This is a genomic window from Methyloversatilis sp. RAC08, from assembly GCF_001713355.1.
GTDB lineage: Bacteria > Pseudomonadota > Gammaproteobacteria > Burkholderiales > Rhodocyclaceae > Methyloversatilis.
Genome location: NZ_CP016448.1, coordinates 3143560 through 3161142 on the forward strand (window position 1 = coordinate 3143560; position 17583 = coordinate 3161142).

Annotated in this window: 17 protein-coding genes and 1 tRNA gene; 8 read left to right on the plus strand and 10 right to left on the minus strand. The window is 66.4% G+C overall.

Annotated features, from left to right (window positions below; translation table 11 throughout):
• Positions 1-42: 42 nt before the first annotated feature.
• Both BSY238_RS14375 and BSY238_RS14380 read left to right on the plus strand, forming a co-directional pair.
• Positions 43-117: transfer RNA gene (locus BSY238_RS14375), tRNA-Arg, on the plus strand.
• A gap of 148 nt (positions 118-265) precedes the next feature.
• Positions 266-1474, plus strand: a complete 1209-nt coding sequence (locus BSY238_RS14380) for a methyl-accepting chemotaxis protein (RefSeq protein ID WP_190295024.1) — start codon at positions 266-268, stop codon at positions 1472-1474.
• 39 nt (positions 1475-1513) lie between these two features.
• Here the strand turns inward: BSY238_RS14380 and BSY238_RS14385 are convergent, their stop codons facing one another.
• Both BSY238_RS14385 and BSY238_RS18940 read right to left on the minus strand, forming a co-directional pair.
• A complete protein-coding gene (locus BSY238_RS14385; RefSeq protein WP_069039746.1) occupies positions 1514-3712 on the minus strand; it encodes a RelA/SpoT family protein in 2199 nt (732 codons plus the stop codon).
• Between the two features lie 147 nt (positions 3713-3859).
• Positions 3860-3991, minus strand: coding sequence for a hypothetical protein (locus tag BSY238_RS18940; RefSeq protein WP_257784847.1), 132 nt, complete (start codon positions 3989-3991; stop codon positions 3860-3862).
• 78 nt (positions 3992-4069) lie between these two features.
• On the opposite strand from BSY238_RS18940, the gene BSY238_RS14390 reads away from it, so the two are divergent.
• On the plus strand, positions 4070-4864 hold the full coding sequence (locus BSY238_RS14390; RefSeq protein ID WP_069039747.1) for a zinc-dependent peptidase: 795 nt from the start codon (positions 4070-4072) through the stop codon (positions 4862-4864).
• Positions 4861-5622: a hypothetical protein gene (locus tag BSY238_RS14395; protein WP_069039748.1), complete on the plus strand. Its 762-nt coding sequence runs from the start codon at positions 4861-4863 to the stop codon at positions 5620-5622. Before BSY238_RS14390 ends, BSY238_RS14395 begins: the two co-directional genes overlap by 4 nt.
• Before the next feature lie 186 nt (positions 5623-5808).
• Here the strand turns inward: BSY238_RS14395 and BSY238_RS14400 are convergent, their stop codons facing one another.
• A complete protein-coding gene (locus BSY238_RS14400) occupies positions 5809-6441 on the minus strand; it encodes a class I SAM-dependent methyltransferase (RefSeq protein WP_083224160.1) in 633 nt (210 codons plus the stop codon).
• A 338-nt stretch (positions 6442-6779) separates the two neighbouring features.
• Between BSY238_RS14400 and BSY238_RS14405 the strand changes: the two genes are divergently transcribed.
• Positions 6780-7412 carry a hypothetical protein gene (locus BSY238_RS14405; RefSeq protein WP_150123951.1) on the plus strand — a complete coding sequence of 211 codons (633 nt, stop codon included), beginning with the start codon at positions 6780-6782 and terminating at the stop codon, positions 7410-7412.
• Between the two features lie 37 nt (positions 7413-7449).
• Here BSY238_RS14405 and BSY238_RS14410 read toward each other — a convergent pair whose 3' ends face one another.
• The 4 genes from BSY238_RS14410 to BSY238_RS14425 form a co-directional block, all read right to left on the minus strand.
• A complete protein-coding gene (locus BSY238_RS14410) occupies positions 7450-9327 on the minus strand; it encodes an ABC transporter ATP-binding protein (RefSeq protein ID WP_069039751.1) in 1878 nt (625 codons plus the stop codon).
• A 120-nt stretch (positions 9328-9447) separates the two neighbouring features.
• Positions 9448-9945, minus strand: coding sequence for a TPM domain-containing protein (locus BSY238_RS14415; protein ID WP_069040713.1), 498 nt, complete (start codon positions 9943-9945; stop codon positions 9448-9450).
• Between the two features lie 64 nt (positions 9946-10009).
• The gene (locus tag BSY238_RS14420) at positions 10010-10852 is read right to left on the minus strand and encodes a TPM domain-containing protein (RefSeq protein WP_069039752.1); all 843 of its coding nucleotides are present in this window, start codon (positions 10850-10852) and stop codon (positions 10010-10012) included.
• Between the two features lie 7 nt (positions 10853-10859).
• Complete coding sequence (locus BSY238_RS14425) at positions 10860-11483, minus strand: LemA family protein (protein WP_069039753.1); 624 nt, start codon at positions 11481-11483, stop codon at positions 10860-10862.
• A gap of 485 nt (positions 11484-11968) precedes the next feature.
• On the opposite strand from BSY238_RS14425, the gene BSY238_RS14430 reads away from it, so the two are divergent.
• Positions 11969-12934 carry an IS110 family transposase gene (locus BSY238_RS14430; RefSeq protein ID WP_069037672.1) on the plus strand — a complete coding sequence of 322 codons (966 nt, stop codon included), beginning with the start codon at positions 11969-11971 and terminating at the stop codon, positions 12932-12934.
• 77 nt (positions 12935-13011) lie between these two features.
• Here the strand turns inward: BSY238_RS14430 and fabI are convergent, their stop codons facing one another.
• Positions 13012-13797 (minus strand): enoyl-ACP reductase FabI, encoded by a 786-nt coding sequence (gene fabI, locus BSY238_RS14435; RefSeq protein ID WP_069039754.1) that lies wholly within the window; start codon positions 13795-13797, stop codon positions 13012-13014.
• Positions 13798-13898: 101 nt separating this feature from the next.
• Complete coding sequence (locus tag BSY238_RS14440; protein ID WP_069039755.1) at positions 13899-14564, minus strand: laminin B domain-containing protein; 666 nt, start codon at positions 14562-14564, stop codon at positions 13899-13901.
• 172 nt (positions 14565-14736) lie between these two features.
• Here BSY238_RS14440 and BSY238_RS14445 point away from each other — a divergent pair, with 172 nt between their 5' ends.
• Positions 14737-15207, plus strand: coding sequence for a ribonuclease HI family protein (locus tag BSY238_RS14445; protein WP_069039756.1), 471 nt, complete (start codon positions 14737-14739; stop codon positions 15205-15207).
• A gap of 31 nt (positions 15208-15238) precedes the next feature.
• Here BSY238_RS14445 and BSY238_RS14450 read toward each other — a convergent pair whose 3' ends face one another.
• Positions 15239-16249 carry a sodium-dependent bicarbonate transport family permease gene (locus tag BSY238_RS14450; protein WP_069039757.1) on the minus strand — a complete coding sequence of 337 codons (1011 nt, stop codon included), beginning with the start codon at positions 16247-16249 and terminating at the stop codon, positions 15239-15241.
• An 89-nt stretch (positions 16250-16338) separates the two neighbouring features.
• Here BSY238_RS14450 and BSY238_RS14455 point away from each other — a divergent pair, with 89 nt between their 5' ends.
• Positions 16339-17220, plus strand: coding sequence for a LysR family transcriptional regulator (locus tag BSY238_RS14455; RefSeq protein ID WP_069039758.1), 882 nt, complete (start codon positions 16339-16341; stop codon positions 17218-17220).
• Positions 17221-17583 lie beyond the last annotated feature (363 nt).

Consider the following 17583-nt stretch of genomic DNA (forward strand, 5'->3'; position numbering starts at 1 on the left):
GCACCGCAGCAAGCCGGTCACCCGGGTACAATCGCGGCCGCCGGCTCCATAGTTGAATGGATACAACAACCCCCTCCTAAGGGGTAGGTACAGGTTCGATTCCTGTTGGGGCCACCAGCACCGTCCGCTTCCCGCCCTCCCGCCTCGTCCGTCCGCGATTCCTGCCGTGCCCGGTCAATTCTCACGAATGCCGGTTCAAGACTTGGTTCAGATCGACCGATTAAGCTCAGGTCAAACAATTCCAACAGACAGGACACGGGCAATCATGGGTATGCGGTCAATGCGGGGCGACGATGTCGCAGTATGGGCAGGTCTGGTGCTGAGTGGCGCCGCAGCAGGATTGTCGGTAAGCGGGTTGGCGACAGGATGGATCCACACGCTGCTGGCGGCAGCGATCGCCAGTCTGATCGCGTCTCAGGTACTGAGCCGTCGGGCGCGTCGGCACCATGCGGCCCGTCAGGCCGCCCGCATGGCGGACATAGACCGCAACGTCAATCGCTACGACGAATTGTGTTCGGCGCTGGCCACCGGCAGTCGCGAACAGTTCCAGCGCCTGCAGGGCTCACTCGAACACAGTCAGGGCATCGTGTCGGACGCGGCCAGCCGGCTGCGCGAAAGCAGCGGGCAGGGCACGCTGCGTGCGATGGTGGAACAGTTGCAGGCACTGGCCGCAGACGAAGAACAGGCGCAGCGCCGCGCTGAAATCGAGCGGTTTGCGGGAGACACCCAGACCGCGCTGTCGGCATTCGTCGGCACGGCGGAAAAGCTCGGCGCCGACAGCATCGTCATCGCCGACCGCTTTCAGGGCGTGCGCAGCCAGCTCGATCAGGTGCGCGGCCTCATCGGCCAGGTGAACGAAATCAACCGCCAGACCTCGCTGCTCGCGTTGAACGCGGCGATCGAAGCGGCGCGTGCCGGCGAAGCGGGTCGTGGTTTCGCCGTGGTGGCCGACGAAGTGCGCAAGCTCGCGCAACGCACGGAGTCCTTCAGCCAGGAAATCGGCACACTGCTCAAGCACGTGAATGAATCCATCGTCGAAACCGGCCAGGTGGTCACGCAGTCGGCCAGCACCGACATCGGTTCGGCACGCGCGGCCGAGGCTAACGCGGAACAGTTGCGGCGCCGGATGGAGGACATCAACCGCCACGCCGCCCTGCAGGCCGAGCGGGTGAACGAACTGTCTGGTGCCATTCACGACACGGTGATGCAGAGCATCGTGTCGATGCAGTTCGAGGACATGGTGAATCAGGTGCTGGCGCGCGTGCGCGAACAGTCGCAATTGATGGCGCACTATGTGAATGGCGTTTTCGACGCGCACCGCGATGTCGAGCAGCGCGATGGCGTTTCGCGCGTGACCCAGCGCAATGAGGTGCTGTCGCGCCTGCTGGCCGACGCCGACGCCGCCACGAAGGCGATGAACCTGAATGCGCCCGGCAAGACAGCCATGTCTACCGGCGAAGTCGAGCTTTTCTGAACGTAAGCGGCGCCTGCCCGCAGGCCCGGGGCAGGCGGCTCAGCCGCGCCGCGCCTCCACCACGCCGTCGACGTCGCGCAGCAGCGTCAGTATTTTCTGGATCTGGCCGACGCTCGCGATTTCGACCGTGAAGCTCATGCGCGCCATGTCGGCTTTCGACAGCGTGCTCACAGCCGTCACATTGATGCGTTCGCGCGACAGCAGCTCGGATATGTCGCGCAGCAAACCCTGCCGGTCATGCGCCTCGACCAGCAGGTCGGCGGCGAAGCGCGATTCCGGATCCTGGCTGGCGATTTCACCCCACTGCGCGTCGACCACCCGTTCCGGATTGCGCGCCACCATGTTGATGTAGTTCGGGCAGTCGCTGCGGTGCACGGCCACGCCGCGCCCGCGCGTGACGAAGCCCGAAATCGGATCCGGCGGCGCCGGCTTGCAGCAGCGTCCAAGCTGGGTCAGCAGCTTGCCGACACCTTCCACCAGGACGCCGCGCTCACCCACGGCACGCGGTGCGCGCGGCTTGATCAGCGGCTCGTCAGGCTGCGGCTCCTCGCCCTTGAGTGCGACATGAATCGCGCGCGGCCCGACCTCGCCGTGCGCGCACGCGATCAGCATGGCGTCGACGCTGTTATAGCCCAGCTTCTGCGCCAGCTCGTCCAGATTGGTCTGGGTTGCGCCTTCGCGCGACAGCTCGCGCGTAAGCCAATTGCGGCCCTGCGCCAGCGTTTCGCCTTCCTCGATCTGGGCGAACCAGCGGCGCACCTTCACGCGCGCCTGATGGGTCGCGATGTAACCCTGCTGCGGATTCAGCCAGTCGCGCGACGGGCCGCCCTGCTTTGCGGCGATGATTTCCACCCGCTGGCCGTTGTCGAGCGGTGTGTTGAGCGGTACCAGCTGGCCGTTGACGCGCGCGCCGCGGCAGCGGTGGCCCAGATCGGTGTGCAGCCGGTAGGCGAAGTCGATCGGCGTCGCGCCCTGCGGCAGGTCGATCACCTTGCCCTGCGGCGTCAGCACATACAGCGTGTCGTCGAGCGCGGCACGCTTGAACTGCTCCACCCATTCCGAGTGGTCGGCGATTTCGTCACGCCACGACAGCAGCTGGCGCAGCCAGGCGATCTTGTCGTCGTAATCCTTGTCCTGGCCGGAACCTTCCTTGTAGCGCCAGTGCGCCGCCACGCCCATTTCAGCGTGCTGGTGCATCTCCCGCGTGCGGATCTGCACCTCGAGCGAGCGGCCGTCCGGTGCCACGACGGCGGTGTGCAGCGAACGATAGTTGTTGCCCTTCGGGTGCGCGATGTAGTCGTCGAATTCGCGCGGCAGCGGTTGCCACAGCTGGTGCACCACGCCGAGCGCGGCGTAGCAGTCGCGCACCTCGTCGACCAGCACGCGCAGCGCACGCACGTCATACACCTCTGCGAACTCGATGCGCTTGGCGCGCATCTTGTTCCAGATGCTGTAGATGTGTTTCGGCCGGCCCTGGATTTCCGCCTTGATGCCGGCGCTGGCCAGCTCGGCCCGCAGCCGCGCCATCGAATCGGCGATGAAGGCTTCGCGTTCGAGGCGTTTCTCGTCGAGCTGCTTCGCGATGCGCTTGTAGGTATCGGGTTCGAGAAAGCGGAAGGACAGGTCTTCCAGCTCCCACTTCAGTTGCCATACGCCGAGCCGGTTGGCGAGCGGCGCATAGATGTCGAGCGATTCGCGCGCCATGTCGATGCGCTGCTCGTTCGGATTGACCGTGAGCCAGCGCAGGCTCTGCACGCGCGAGGCCAGCCGCAGCATGACGACGCGAACATCCGCCACCATGGCCAGCACCATCTTGCGCAGCACCTCGGCCTGGTTGCCGATCTCGGCACCCGTGGTGCTTTTGGTGGCGTGCGAGCGGGTGATCAGGCGCAGATGATCGAGTCGCTGCAGGCCGGATACCAGTTCGCTGACCGACTGGCCGTACTGTTCGGCAATCTGCTGATCGGCGTCATCGATCACCTCGTGCAGCGGAAACAGCAGCGCAGCGAGTCGGGTTTCGAGGTCGAGCCGCAGCGAGGCGCAGATCAGCGCCTGACCCACCACGTGTTCGTGCATCGGCTCGCCGGTGCCTAGCGTGCGGCCGGCGTACAGCGCCGCCACCCGGTCGTGGGCGGCGCGCAGCGTGGCGGCCTCGGCGTCACCCAGACCGTCGACCAGCAGCTCAAGCGTGGTGCGGGCAGTATCTGCGCTGACGAGGGAATGGACGACGGAAACCATAGTGGGGATTATCGCTGATCGGAGACGCGGGGGCTTGCGGCGCAGCAGCATGGACGGATGCCACCGACACGTGAGGCACAGAAATGAAAAGGGGCGACCGATCGCTCGGTCGCCCCGCAGACACCTGTCTCACGACAGTTGCCCGAATCAGGTCTTCGGCTTGTCCGGTTGGGAGCTCTGGGGTTTGGCGTCGCCGTGCTTTTCGCCCGGGCATGCAATGACAACGCTGGACGACGCAAACATCGCCAGCCCCAACAGGATCGCGAGACGTTTCATCACGGATCACCTCCTTTCATGGTTGCGGAGCCAGTACGATAGGCGCGCCCCTGACCTTACGCAAGCAAGGACCATTGCCAAATGTTTCATTGGCTCAGACGCGCGCTTGCGCCGGCCGACGCCGACCTGCCCGAGGTGACGCCAGATACCTGGGCGCGCATCGAGGCACGGCTGCCCTTTCTCGACTATCTCAATCCGGCCGACCGGCCGGCGCTGCGCGCGCTGGCGCGCCAATTCATCGCCAGCCGGCAGTTCCACGGCGCGCACGACATGGTGCTGCACGACGACCAGCTGGTCGAGATCGCGCTGCAGGCCTGCCTGCCCATCCTCAGGCTGGGGCTGGACTGGTACGACGACTGGGTGGGCGTGGTGCTCTACCCGGGCGACTTCCTGGTGCCGCGGCACAGCGTGGACGACGCCGGCGTGGTGCATGAGTACTCGGAGCCGCTGATCGGCGAAGCGTGGGCCGGCGGCCCGGTGCTGCTGTCCTGGCAGCCGGACGATCACGCGGCCGACGGCGTGAATGTCGTCATCCATGAGTTCGCGCACAAGCTCGACATGCGCAACGGCGACGCCGACGGCCTGCCGCCGCTGCACGAAGGCATGAGCGTGGCGCGCTGGGCGAGCGTGTGGTCGCACGCGTACCGGCGCTTCTGCGCCGATATCGAAGCCGGTGTCGAAACCGGCATCGACGAGTACGCCGCGGAAAGCCCGGCCGAGTTCTTCGCCGTCATGTCGGAATGCTTCTTCGAAATTCCGGATCTGATCCAGGACGTGTGGCCGGATCTCTATGCGCAGCTGGCGCTGTTCTACCGGCAGGATCCGGCGCCGCGCGCCCGTGCGCTGCACGCACCCGGGGGCGATGCCGTCCCGTGATCGCCGAACTGCTCGCCTGGTGGCGCATCGACTGCCTGCCCGAAGCCCGGCGCATGGGTTACCGGCGCGAATCGGCAGCCCTCGTCGTGCGCCACCGGCGCCTGCGCCGTCACTGGGCCGATCACCTCGCTCGCACGCGCGCCGCGCTGCTGGCATCGGCGCAGCGCGCGTCCAATGACCGCACGCCACCGAAGCGGGCCTGGATCATGGGGGCCGGGCTGCTGCACGACGTACCGCTCGCCGAACTGCTGACGATGTTCGAGCGCATCAATCTGGTCGACGTCGCCTTCGCGCCGGCGGCCCATGACGCGGCGCGCCGGCACCCGGGGCGCGTGGCGTGCGTGATGCAGGACGTGACCGGATTGATCGCCGACCTCTCGGGCGACTCGACAGGTGCGCCAGCGCTGCCCGAAGGCGCCTGGTGCGCCTCGGTCAACCTGCTGAGCCAGTTGCCGCTGCTGCCGTGCGGCGCTTGGCTGAGGCAGGGCATGACCGAACCCGAGGTCGAGCGGCGCGGCCGTGCCATCCAGCAGGCGCATGTCGATGCGCTGCAGCAGGCGGCGCACGCCTGCCTGATCATCGAATACGCGCAGACGCATCCGCCGCCCGGTCCCGCCGACATGCCCCTGCTGCCCGGCCTGCCGACGCGCCTCGCCGCGTCCGGCTGGCTGCAGCACGACACCTGGCACTGGCCGCTGAATCCGCCTGGCGAAACCGAACTGCCAGAAGGTCGCGCGATGCAGGCCTGGTCGCGCTGACGCCGCGGCTCTGCGGGCGGCGAGCAGTGCTCGCCGAAACCCCCGCTCCGCCCTCGCCGCGATCTTCACTTCGATCAGCGACCAGCGCCGTACCATCGCGGCGGGGCCGCCGCTCCCACAGGCCGCTCCCACAAAACCTTCACCGCTCCCACAGGCACGGATCCCGCGACGCTGCGTGCGGCCTGTTCAGTCGGCCGGCCGGCGCCACACGCTGGCCAGCCAGTTCTGCTGTTCGGGCGGAACGCCGGGGGGGCGGTAGTAGTGGGTCAGCTCGACAAAACCTGCGCCGCCCATGTGGCGGCGCCAGCCGTCGAGGTCATGGTAGCTGCCGTAGCGATCGCCGTTCCACCCTTCCTGACCGTTGCCGCGCGGATTCGAGCTGAACAGCACGCCGCCGGGCTTGAGTGCGGCGAACAGCTTGCCCAGCACTTGGGGCAGCAGTCGCGCCGGCACATGGAACAGCGAAGCATTGGCAAAGACGCCGTCGAAGTGCGCCGTCGGTAGGTCGAGATCGAGGAAATTCTGTTCCAGCACCGTGCAGCCGCTGAATTCGCGCGCCAGGGCGGCCGGTCGTGCAGCGCCCTCGAGCCCGGTCGGGTGGTGGCCCATGTCCTTCAGCGCTTTCAGGTCGCGGCCGGGGCCGCAGCCGAAGTCCAGCAGCTTGAAAGGTGGTTCGACTTCGATGAACGACAGCAGGGCGGCGATGTTCTGGCTCACGTCGTGGTCGCGCGTACCTTGCCAGTAGTCGTCGGCATGGCGATCGTAATGGCCCAGCGTGGAGCGGGTGATCAGGTCTGCATCGTCGGGTGACTCGGACATGCGGTGCGCTTCCATGAAGGGGTTTGGGCCGACATCGCTGCAGTGCAGCGGGAAACCTGCGCGAAAACCTCTACGCTGTAACGGTACGCGCGCCGGCCTTGCTGCCGGTACGTATTGTGTGCCGATTGCAGGCCCTGCCGCTGCGCCACCCAACAACATTCGAACAAGCGGCCAGCAGACGAAGAAACCCCGGCACCGCCCGAGGCCCGCGCCCTGCAAGCGGCGATCCAGGAAAGCTTCGCTCGTGCGGCCACGCGCCGCGCAGGACGAAGCGTCGACTACCGATGGAGGAGACCGTCATGAAACGTGCAGGAAAGAGCCCCGACTCTGGCCCATACATGAGCACCGAAAGCCCGTTGAGGTCCGGCGCCGGAACGGGGGAGGACATCGCGGCGGAATTCCTCCCGCCCCTTGACGTGCTGCAGGCGGAGAAGACCGGCCTCGGCATGCCCTGGGAACGCGAACTCGATGCCGTCGCGGCCTGGCAGGCGGCGGGCGGCAATGTCGACAACGAGTGGGATGCCTGCGTGTGGGAGACGCGCTTCACACGATTGCGCAGCACATCGAATGCATCGCGCACGGCCGGTCCGGATGCCGCGAACGAACCGCCGACCATGGCCACTGTGGTCCGCCTGACGACCTCGCTCGTGTCACTGCGCGAGCGGCTGTTCCGCATGCAGAGTGAGGTGACCGACGTGGCGCGTGGCGAAATGCGTGAGCGGCGCACGACGGCGGACGAAGCCGATGCAGCCCCCGCCCGTTCGGTGGTGCGCCGCCCGCTCGGCGCGCCGAACAGCGCACGCATTCTCCGGCTGGCGCGCGACTACGTGGCAGCGCTCGATCTTGCGCGCGCCGGCATGGCCAGTCTGGTCGGCTTGCAGTCGATTGATGAAGCGGCAGCGGAGCCCGGGGTCGACCGTCGCCGCAATCGCGTGCTCATCGATTTTCCCGATCGCCGCTCCGCCGGCTGACACTTCAGGCACGCCCCGGTGGGGCGTTGCTGCCCGGTCAGGCCACTGCGGCAGTGGCCGCTTCGGCCGGCTCTTCGACATCCTCGCCGAGGAAGCCGCCGCTCTGATGCGCCCACAGACGTGCGTACAACCCGCCCCTTGCCAGCAGCGTCGCGTGGTCACCCTCTTCGACGATGCGGCCGCGATCGAGCACGATCAGGCGGTCCATCGCGGCGATGGTCGATAGCCGGTGCGCAATGGCGACCACAGTCTTGCCCGACATCAGCCGATACAGGCTGGCCTGGATCGCCGCCTCCACTTCCGAATCGAGCGCACTGGTCGCCTCGTCGAGAAGCAGGATGGGCGCGTCCTTCAGCATGACGCGCGCGATCGCTACCCGCTGGCGCTGCCCGCCCGACAGCTTCACGCCGCGTTCGCCGACGTGCGCGTCGTAGCCGCGCCGGCCCTTCGGATCGACCAGATCGGCGATGAATTCGTCGGCTTCCGCGCGCTCGGCGGCCGCGATCATGTCGGCATCGTCGGCGTCCGGCCGGCCGTACAGGATGTTGTCGCGTACCGAGCGGTGCAGCAGCGAGGTGTCCTGCGTGACCATGCCGATCTGCGCACGCAGGCTGTCCTGGGTGCCGAGCGATACGTCCTGACCGTCGATCAGGATGCGGCCGCCCTCGACGTCGTGAAAGCGCAGCAGCAGGTTGATCAGCGTCGACTTGCCGGCACCCGAGCGGCCGACCAGGCCGATCTTCTCGCCCGGCCGGATGTGCAGCGACAGATCGTCGATGACCCGCTCGCCGCTGCCATGACCGTTGCCGTAATCGAAATCGACATGCTCGAAGCGGATGTCGCCGCGCGTGACCTGCAGCGGCTGTGCATCGGGACGGTCATTGACCAGTCGCGGCCGCGACAAGGTGTTGATGCCATCGCGCACGGTACCGATCTGTTCGAACAGCGACGCCAGTTCCCACATCACCCAGTGCGAAATGCCGTTCAGGCGCAGTGCCATTGCCGTGGCTGCGGCCACCGCGCCGACGCCGACCTGGCCTTGCATCCACAGCCACAGCGTGGTGCCGGCAGTACTCGCGATCAGCCCCATGCTCAGGATGTGATTGACGATTTCGAAACCGGTCACGAGCCGGCTCTGCGCGTACACCGGCACCATGAATTCGCGCATGGCGTCGCGCGCGAACATTGCCTCGCGCGCCGAATGCGAAAACAGTTTCACGGTCGCGATATTGGTATAGGCGTCGGTGATGCGCCCGGTCATCAGCGAGCGGGCGTCCGCCTGCGACTGCGCCACCTTGCCCAGGCGCGGCACGAAATAGACCATGGCCGCCATGTACAGCGACAGCCAGCCGGCGAAAGGCAGCAGCAGCCACAGGTCGAAACTGCCGACTACCGCCACCATGGTGACGAAGTAGATGATGACGAACACCAGGATGTCGGCGACGATCATCCAGGTGTCGCGCACCGCGAGCGCGGTCTGCATCACCTTGGCGGCGATGCGGCCGGCGAATTCGTCCTGGTAGAAACTCATGCTCTGGTCGAGCATGTGACGGTGGAAGTTCCAGCGCAGCCGCATCGGGAAGTTGCCCGCGAGCGACTGATGCTTGATCAGCGTCTGCAGCGCAATCAGCAGCGGACTGGCGAGCAGGATGCCGCCCAGCATCAGCAGATGCTCGCGCTCCTGCGTCCACAATTGCGCCGGCTCGATCTTGCCCAGCCAGTCGACGATGTTGCCGAGCATGGCGAACAGCATCGCCTCGAATACGCCGATAAGCGCGGTACAGGCCGTCATCAGCAGGATCAGCCCGCGCATGCCTTCGGTGCCGCTCCACAGGAAGGCGAACAGACCTTTCGGTGGCGCAGGAGGCGTGCCGTCCGGATACGGATCGACCCGTCGTTCGAAATAGCTCAGCAAATCTTTCTCCGAAAGGGCTGCAAGGGTGCGCTGCACAGGCCCGAAAGGGCATTTTACCCGGCCGGTCATGACAGCCCGCGCTTGGGCAACCGATCGGCAGCTTGGTTGCGTCGGCCGCCGCTACAGCAGCACTACGCGGTCCGGCAGCTCGTTGTGCGGGTGGCCGTCAGGCGGGAAGTGGCGCGCCAGTGCCTGTGTGACCGCCTCGACGCACTCCAGCGCGCCGTCGCGAAATTCGCCGCGCGCAAAGCGCGTTTCCAGCTGCCCGCAAAGCGCCGCCCATTCGGCGTCACCGACACGCGCGCGGATGCCGCGATCGGCGACGATTTCGATGTCGTGATCAGCCATCTGCAGATAGACCAGCACGCCGTTGTTCTGTGCCGTGTCCCAGATGCGCAGCAGAGAAAACACCTCGATTGCGCGCTCGCGTGCGGTCTGGCCACGCCACACCGCCAGCGGGTGCTGCGCGCCCTCCACCACGAAACGCAATTCGCCCGCGTGGCGCGTCTCGCTGGCCGTGATCGCCTGTTCGATGTCGCGCAGCGTGGCCGCCGGAAACGCGCGGTGCATCTGCCAGGGCAGATGGAAGGCATGCTTGAGCATGCGCAGTACGCTCATGACCTCACTCCGCTCGCCAGCTCGTTCGTCCGCTCGCTCATTGGCTTTTTCATCATCGGCGCGCTCACCATCGACCCGACGCGCCGCCGCCGCCAAAACCCCCGCCGCCACCGCCGAAGCCACCGCCTCCTCCGAAGCCGCCACCCCGCCCGCCGCCCATGCCGCCGAGGCCGCGTCCGCCGCCACCGAACAGCGTGACCAGCAGTGCGACGATGCCGGCGGCGATGGCGATGCCCAGCGCACCCACCATCAGCCAGGCGACGAAGCCGACCGCGCCGCCCGTCACCAGCGCGCCGGGCAGACGGCCGAGAACCGAGCGCAGGATGCCGCCCATCGCCAGTGCGATGACGAACAGCACCGGCACGTAGCCTTCGATGTCGCTCGCCGATGTGCCCGCCTTCTGCGATACGGCCGGCAGCGGTTCGCCGTCGATCACCGACACCATGCGTTCGACGCCGGCGCGCACGCCGCCGTCGAAGTCGCCTTCGCGAAAGCGCGGCGTGATGATTTCGGCAATGATCCGCTTGGCGGTGATGTCGGTCAGCGCGCCTTCCAGCCCGTAACCGACTTCGATGCGCAGTGTGCGATCGTCCTTGGCCACCAGCAAAAGCGCGCCATCATCGACGCCCTGGCGGCCGAGCTTCCAGGTTTCGGCAACGCGCAGCGCGTACTGCTCGATGGTTTCCGGCGCGGTCGTCGGCACGATGAGCACCGCGATCTGGCTGCCCTTGCGCGCCTCGAAAGCCGCCAGCGACTGCTCAAGCGCGGCCGTCGTGGCCGGGCTCAACGTGCCGGTCTGGTCGGTGACGCGCGCACTCAGCGGCGGTACCGCCAGCTGCGCAAAGGCCAGTGCGGCGAACAGCAGCAGCGCGCCGCATGCGGCGCGCAGGCCGGACATCAGGTTCACTGCGGGCTCACTGCGTGGCGCCCGCCGGTTTCGCCGGTGCGGTGCCGAAATCCACCGTCGGCGGGCGGGCAATCTCGGCCTCGTTCTCGACCGTGAAGTTCGGCTTCACGTCATGCCCGAACACCATCGCCGTCAGATTGCTCGGGAAGGAGCGCACCGTCACGTTGTAGTCCTGCACCGATTTGATGTAGCGGTTGCGCGCCACGGTGATGCGGTTTTCCGTGCCTTCGAGCTGCGCCTGCAGGTCGCGGAAGTTGGCGTCCGACTTGAGCTGCGGGTAGTTTTCGGCGACCACCAGCAGGCGCGACAGCGCGCTGCCCATTTCGCCCTGGGCGGCCTGGAATTTCGCGAATGCCTGCGGATCGTTGATCAGTTCAGGCGTGGCCTGGATGGCGCCGACCTTGGCCCGCGCTTCGGTCACGCGGATCAGGATGTCCTTTTCCTGTTCTGCGAAGCCCTTGACCGTATTGACCAGATTCGGGATGAGATCGGCTCGGCGCTGATATTGGTTCAGCACCTCCGACCACGCCGCCTTCACCTGCTCGTCGCCCGACTGCAGCGTGTTGTAGCCGCAGCCCGACAGCAGCGTGACGGTGAGAAGAGCCAACAGTGACATCCACAACTTGCGCATAGCCTGCCTCCGGAACCGTTTGACCATCACGGTAGTTGGGGGCGAATGCCCCGGATGCAAGGAGGATACAGGCTGGATGTGACGGCGATCTGCGGGAGCGGTGACCAGTGGGAGCGGCGATCCACTGTTGGCCCTGCATGGCCAACCGGCTCCGCGGGCGGCGAGCAGTGCTCGCCGAAACCCCCGCTCCGCCCTCGCCGCGATCCGTGCAGCGATGGTCGCATTGCAGAGTGCGTATCGCGGCGAGGCCGCCGCTTGTATGTTCTGTCTCGGCAAGTTGTAGTGAGAACTTGTCGGGGTGGAGGGACTAACGCCGCTTCTGGCTTTTGCACAGACCGTGGGAGATATCGTCCCGCCCCTCACCATCGAGCACCCATGAGGAATCCATCGACGCGGCCCTCGCCGGCCCTGATCGACCATATCCTGCAAGCGATTGCCTGGTGAGTCCCGACAAGTCCCTAAACCTTAGTCGGGAGCGCCTGTTCATGACAAGTCAGCCTTCGCCGATTCACATCGGCATCGACGTATCCAAAGCCAGCCTCGATATCGCACTGGGCGAGCACGGCCCGGTGCAGCGCATCGACAACACCCCTCTAGCCATCCGGGCCTGGCTGCGCACCTTGCCCAGCGGCCCGCTGCACATCGGCTGCGAGGCCACCGGCACCTACCACCTCGCGCTGCGCGACGCCGTGATCAAGGCCGGGCACCCGCTCTACCTGATCGACGGCTACCGCCTCTCGCGCTACCGCGGCGCCACCAGCGTGCGGGCCAAGACCGACCCGATCGACGCCCGGCTCATCGCCCGCTACGTCGCCAAAGAGGGCTCGCACCTGCGCCCCTACACGCTGCCGCCCGAGGCCACGCAACGCGTGCAGCAACTGCTGCGTCGTCGCGCCACCCTGGTCCGGACCGCCGTCATCTTGCGCCAGAGCCTGTTCGATCTGCCCGGCTTCAAGCGCGAGGTGCGCGCCTTGCTGGCCAAGGCCGACCGGCTCGCCCAGCAGATTCAGGCCCAGATCGTGGAAAAGCTCAAAGCCAGCGACTGGATCGACGATCACCGCCGCTGCCAGGGTATCGAAGGCGTCGGTCCGCTGAGCGCCGCCGCCTTGTGCGCGACCTTCCATCGGGGCGCCTTCAAAAGCGCAGACGCCTTCATCGCCTATCTCGGGCTCGATGTGTGCGTGCGCCAATCGGGAAACCAGAACGCCCGCGGCACCCTGAGCAAAAAGGGCGACCCGGAGGTGCGCCGACTCCTGCACAACGCCGCCATGGCAGCCAGCCGCTCAGCCACCTGGAAACCCTTCTATCAGGCCTGCATCGCTCGCGGATTCTCCTGCACTCAGGCCCTCGTCGCACTCGCGAGAAAGATCGCTCGCGTTGCGTTCTCTCTCATGAAAACCGGCTCGCAATACCAACCCAGGGAGCACAAAAACACTTGTGCTCAGACATAGAATCTCCCACAGAACCGTCGCCGCTCCTACAGGAACAGCTCCCACAGGGCGCAACGGTGCTGCCGCCGGGCTCTGGCTCAGTCGACCGCGCTCAGTGCGGTCTGGCTGAAACCGCCATCGACATAGGTGATTTCGCCGGTCACGCCGCTGGCAAGATCGGACAGCAGGAAGGCGGCGACATTGCCCACTTCCTGGATGGTCACGTTGCGGCGCAGCGGTGCGTTCTTCTCGTTGTAGGCCAGCAGCTTGCCGAAATTGCCGATGCCCGAGGCAGCCAGCGTCTTGATCGGGCCTGCCGACACGGCGTTGGCGCGGATGCCCTGCGGGCCGAGGCTGGCAGCAAGGTAGCGCACCGATGCTTCGAGGCTGGCTTTGGCCAGGCCCATTACGTTGTAATTCGGCAGCGCACGCACGGCGCCGAGGTAGGACAGGGTCAGCACCGAGCCGTTGCGCCCCTGCATCATCGGGCGCGCTGCCTTGCACAGCGCCGGGAAGCTGTAGGCGCTCACTTCATGCGCGATGCGGAAGGCTTCGCGCGAGAGGCCATCGAGAAAGTCGCCGTCGAGCGCTTCGCCCGGCGCGAAAGCGATCGAATGCACCAGCCCGTCCAGTCCGTCCCACTTCGCGGCAAGTTGTTCGAACAGCGCGGCGATCTGCGCGTCGTCCGCCACGTCGCAGGCGAACACCATCGACGAGCCGAAATCCCCCGCCATCTTGGTGACTCGATCGGTGAAGCGCTCGTTCTGGTAGGTGAATGCCAGCTCGGCGCCTTCGCGGTGACAGGCCTGGGCGATGCCATAGGCGATCGAGCGGTTGGACAACAGTCCGGTGATCAGAATTTTCTTGCCGGCGAGAAAGCCCATGTGCGTCTCCAGAATTCCGGCTTCGGGCCGGTTGGGGGAGGGCGGATTATAGGGGAAGCCGGCCCGTGCGCCGACGTGGCGCACGGCGGGGGACGGTGGATTCAGCTGCGGCGGCGCGCGGCAGCGCCGATCAATGCCAGACCGGCCAGCAGCAGCGCGGCCGACGCCGGTTCCGGCACCGGTGCGGCGGTCAGGAACACGTTATCGAGGCGGCTGTTGTCAAAAGCACTCACATTGCGATATTCGCCGCGAATGTAGAGCGCCGTCAGATTGCCAAGTACGGTCGCGAAGTCGTTCGCATCGGCGTTCGCGCCGAACGCATCGCCCACACGCCAGCCTGCACCACTGGCCAGCGTGACGCTGTAGGAAGTCCAGTCGGTACCCGGGTTGTAGTCGAATTCGAGCACCAGCGTCAGCCCGCCGCCGACCAGAATGACATCGCTGTCGTCGTACTGCCCGGTCGCCCTCTCCTGGCGCAGGTCATAGCTCAGCGTGCCGCCGACTGCCGCTGACTTGTCGCCGAGAAAGGTCGCAGGTGCAACGTAATACCAGGTTTCGCCGCTGCCGATGTCAACCGCGCCGATGTTGCCGCCTGGATTGCCATTGGAGCCGGACCAGCCGAAGTTGCGGGCGTCATTGATGAAGGTCCAGCCTTCGGCATCGGTGTCGAAGGTGCTTGACGCGAGCACGTCGGCTCTTGCGGTGAAGCTGACCGCCAGCAGGGCCGGCAGAACAAATGCGTACAGTGTGCGGATGGTGGGTGTCATCGGTTTTCAGCCTCCGTTCCAGGGTGGGCGGAACAACATGCAAGTGTCGGACCATTTGAGTAAAAAATTATTTGATTCAATTGCTTGCCTTTGTCATTGAGGCAGGATGTAAAGCAGGGCGACACCCAGCCCTGTGCGATCATGGCGCTTTCGCATTTCAGGCTTCGCCCTCATGTCAGTGGATCCGGCCCGGGCATCCGCCGCCTGGCAACTGTGGTTCGACGGCTGTGCGCTGCCCAATCCGGGCCGCCTCGGCCTGGGCGCGCTGCTGGTGTCGCCGGAAGGCCGGCGCATCGAGCTGTCGCTGGCCGGCAGCCGTCACGGTTGCAGCAATGAAGCCGAACTCGAGGCGCTCGGGGCGGCGCTCGATCGCGCCCACGCCGAAGGGGCGCGGCGGCTCACCGTGACAGGCGACAGCGACTTCGTAGTCCGCCACCTGCGCGGCGAACAGCGCACCGCCATCGTTCCGCTGCTGGAACGGGTCGTGCACATCGAAGCGCTGCTCGCCCGCTTCGAATCGGTCAGCCTGGAATGGGTGCCGCGCCACCGCAACCGCGACGCCGACCGCCTGTCGCGCGCCGCGCTCGGCCTGCCGGACAAGCCTGCGCCGGTACCCGGGCGTCGGCGCGCGCGTCACCGTTGATCGAGGGGCTGCGGGTCAATGCCAACAGACCTCAGCCCAGCGCCCATGCCGCCGCAGCCGCATACACCGGGATACCGATGAGCAGGTTGAGAGGGAAGGTGACGCCCAGACTGAGCCCGAAATAGAGGGCCGGGTTGGCTTCCGGTATCGCGGTACGCAGCACGGCGGGCACCACGATGTAGGACGCACTGGCCGACAGCACCATCAGCAGCGTGGCGTCGCCTGCGCCCATGCCCAGCGCGGCAGCGAGCGCCAGGGCAATGGATGCATGCACAACCGGAGCCACGGTGGCATAGACCAGCAGCCAGCGTGAGGCCCTGCGCGCCAGGTCGAAATTGCGCGCCACCATCAGACCCATGTCCAGCAGGAAGAAGGCCAGCATGCCCTTGAACAGGTCGCCGGCGAACGGCTGCATCACGGCCTTGCCGGCTTCGCCGCTGAAGTAGCCGATGACCATTGCGCCGATCAGCAGCAGCTGCGCGCCGTCGGTGAAGGACTCGTGCAGGATGCGGCCGATCGGTGTGCCCGGTGCGCCAGCGCCTGCCGTCATCACTGCCGCTCCGCCGTTGGTGGCCACCACGGCGGGCGCGCTCACGGCCTGCCGCGCCGCGTTCGCCAGCAGCACCGCCATGATGATGGCGGGTGATTCCATCAGCACCATCGCTGCAGTCATGTGGCCGCCGAAAGCGGTGCCGGTATTGTCCAGATACTGCGTGGCGGTGACGAATGTGACGGCGCTGACCGAGCCGTAGGAGGCGGCCACGGCCGCTGCGTCGAAGCGCGACGCCACCCGGCGCAGGAGCAGGTAGCCGATCGCCGGCACCAGGAAAGCCATGAAGACTGCGGCAGCCAGGCCGGCCGCCACGCCCGGATTCATGCCGGACTGCGCCAGAGCGAAGCCGCCCTTCAGCCCGAGCGCCATCAGCAGGTAGAGCGACAGGAATTTCTTGATCGGCTCCGGAATGTCGAGGTTGGAACGCAGCGCGCCGGCCAGAACGCCGAACACGAAGAACAGGATCGCGGGATCGAGCAGTGTGTGCATGGGGGCAATCTCCTTTCGCCCCGGATGCTAGGGTGTAAGAGTCATCGAGTAAAATCGATTTTTGTGTTCCGCAACATAGGTAAAACCCTATGAATATCACCTTCAGGCAATTGCGTCTTTTTCTGGCGCTGGCCGAAACCGGCAGCGTGAGCGCGGCGGCGCGGGCGCTGCATGTGACGCAGCCCACCGCGTCCATGCAGTTGAAGGACATGAGTGAATCCGTGGGGCTGCCGTTGTACGAAGTGGTGGCGAAGAAGGTCTATCTGACCGACATCGGTCAGGAACTGGCCAAGACGGCGCGCGCCATCGCCCAGTCGTGGGACGCCTTCGAGCAGGAAGCGGACGGCGCCCGCGGCCTCACGCGGGGCAAGCTCAGGGTGGCGGTGGTCAGCACCGCGCAGTACTTCATGCCGCGCCTGCTCGGCAGTTTCTGCGCCCGGCACCCGGCGATCGACGTGTCGCTCGAAGTGCTCAACCGCGACGGTGTGGTGCAGCGCCTGCGCGAAAACATGGATGACCTCTACATCATGTCGATGCCGCCGGCCGACATGGATCTGAGCGACGACATCTTCATGACCAATCCCATCGTCGTCGTGGCACCCGCCGACGATGCGCTCGCCAGCTCATCTTCAGTGCCGCTGGACGCGCTGCGCAGCCGCCGCTTCATCCTGCGCGAACGCGGCTCCGGCACACGCATGGCGGCCGACCAGCATTTCCGCAGCCACCGCTTCCGTCCTGACATCCGGCTCGAACTGGGCAGCAACGAGGCGATCAAGGAAGCCGTCGCCGGCGGCCTCGGCATCGCCGTGCTGTCGCGCCATGCGCTGCACGGACTGGACGGCGAACACGGCGTGAGCGTGATCGACGTCGACGGGTTTCCGGTGCTGTCGAACTGGCACATCGTGCATCCGGGCGGCAAGAAGCTGTCGCCGCTGGCGCGTGCGTTCAAGGCGCATCTGCTGGCTACTTGAGCGGGCGTCTGGCGACCGGATACGCTGTGCGGTAGAACCACCCGCGATCGGCGACTGCAGACGCGGCGTCCCTGTGGGAGCGGCGGCCTCGCCGCGATCCGTGCAGCGATGGCCACCTTGCAGCACGCGTATCGCGGCGAGGCCGCCGCTCCCACAGGGACAAGCTCCCACAGGGACAAGCTCCCACAGGGACAAGCTCCCACAGGGACAAGCTCCCACAGGGACAAGCTCCCACAGGGACAAGCTCCCACAGGGACAAGCTCCCACAGGGACAAGCTCCCACAGGGACAAGCTCCCACAGGGACAAGCTCCCACAGGGACAAGCTCCCACAGGGACAAGCTCCCACAGGGACAAGCTCCCAC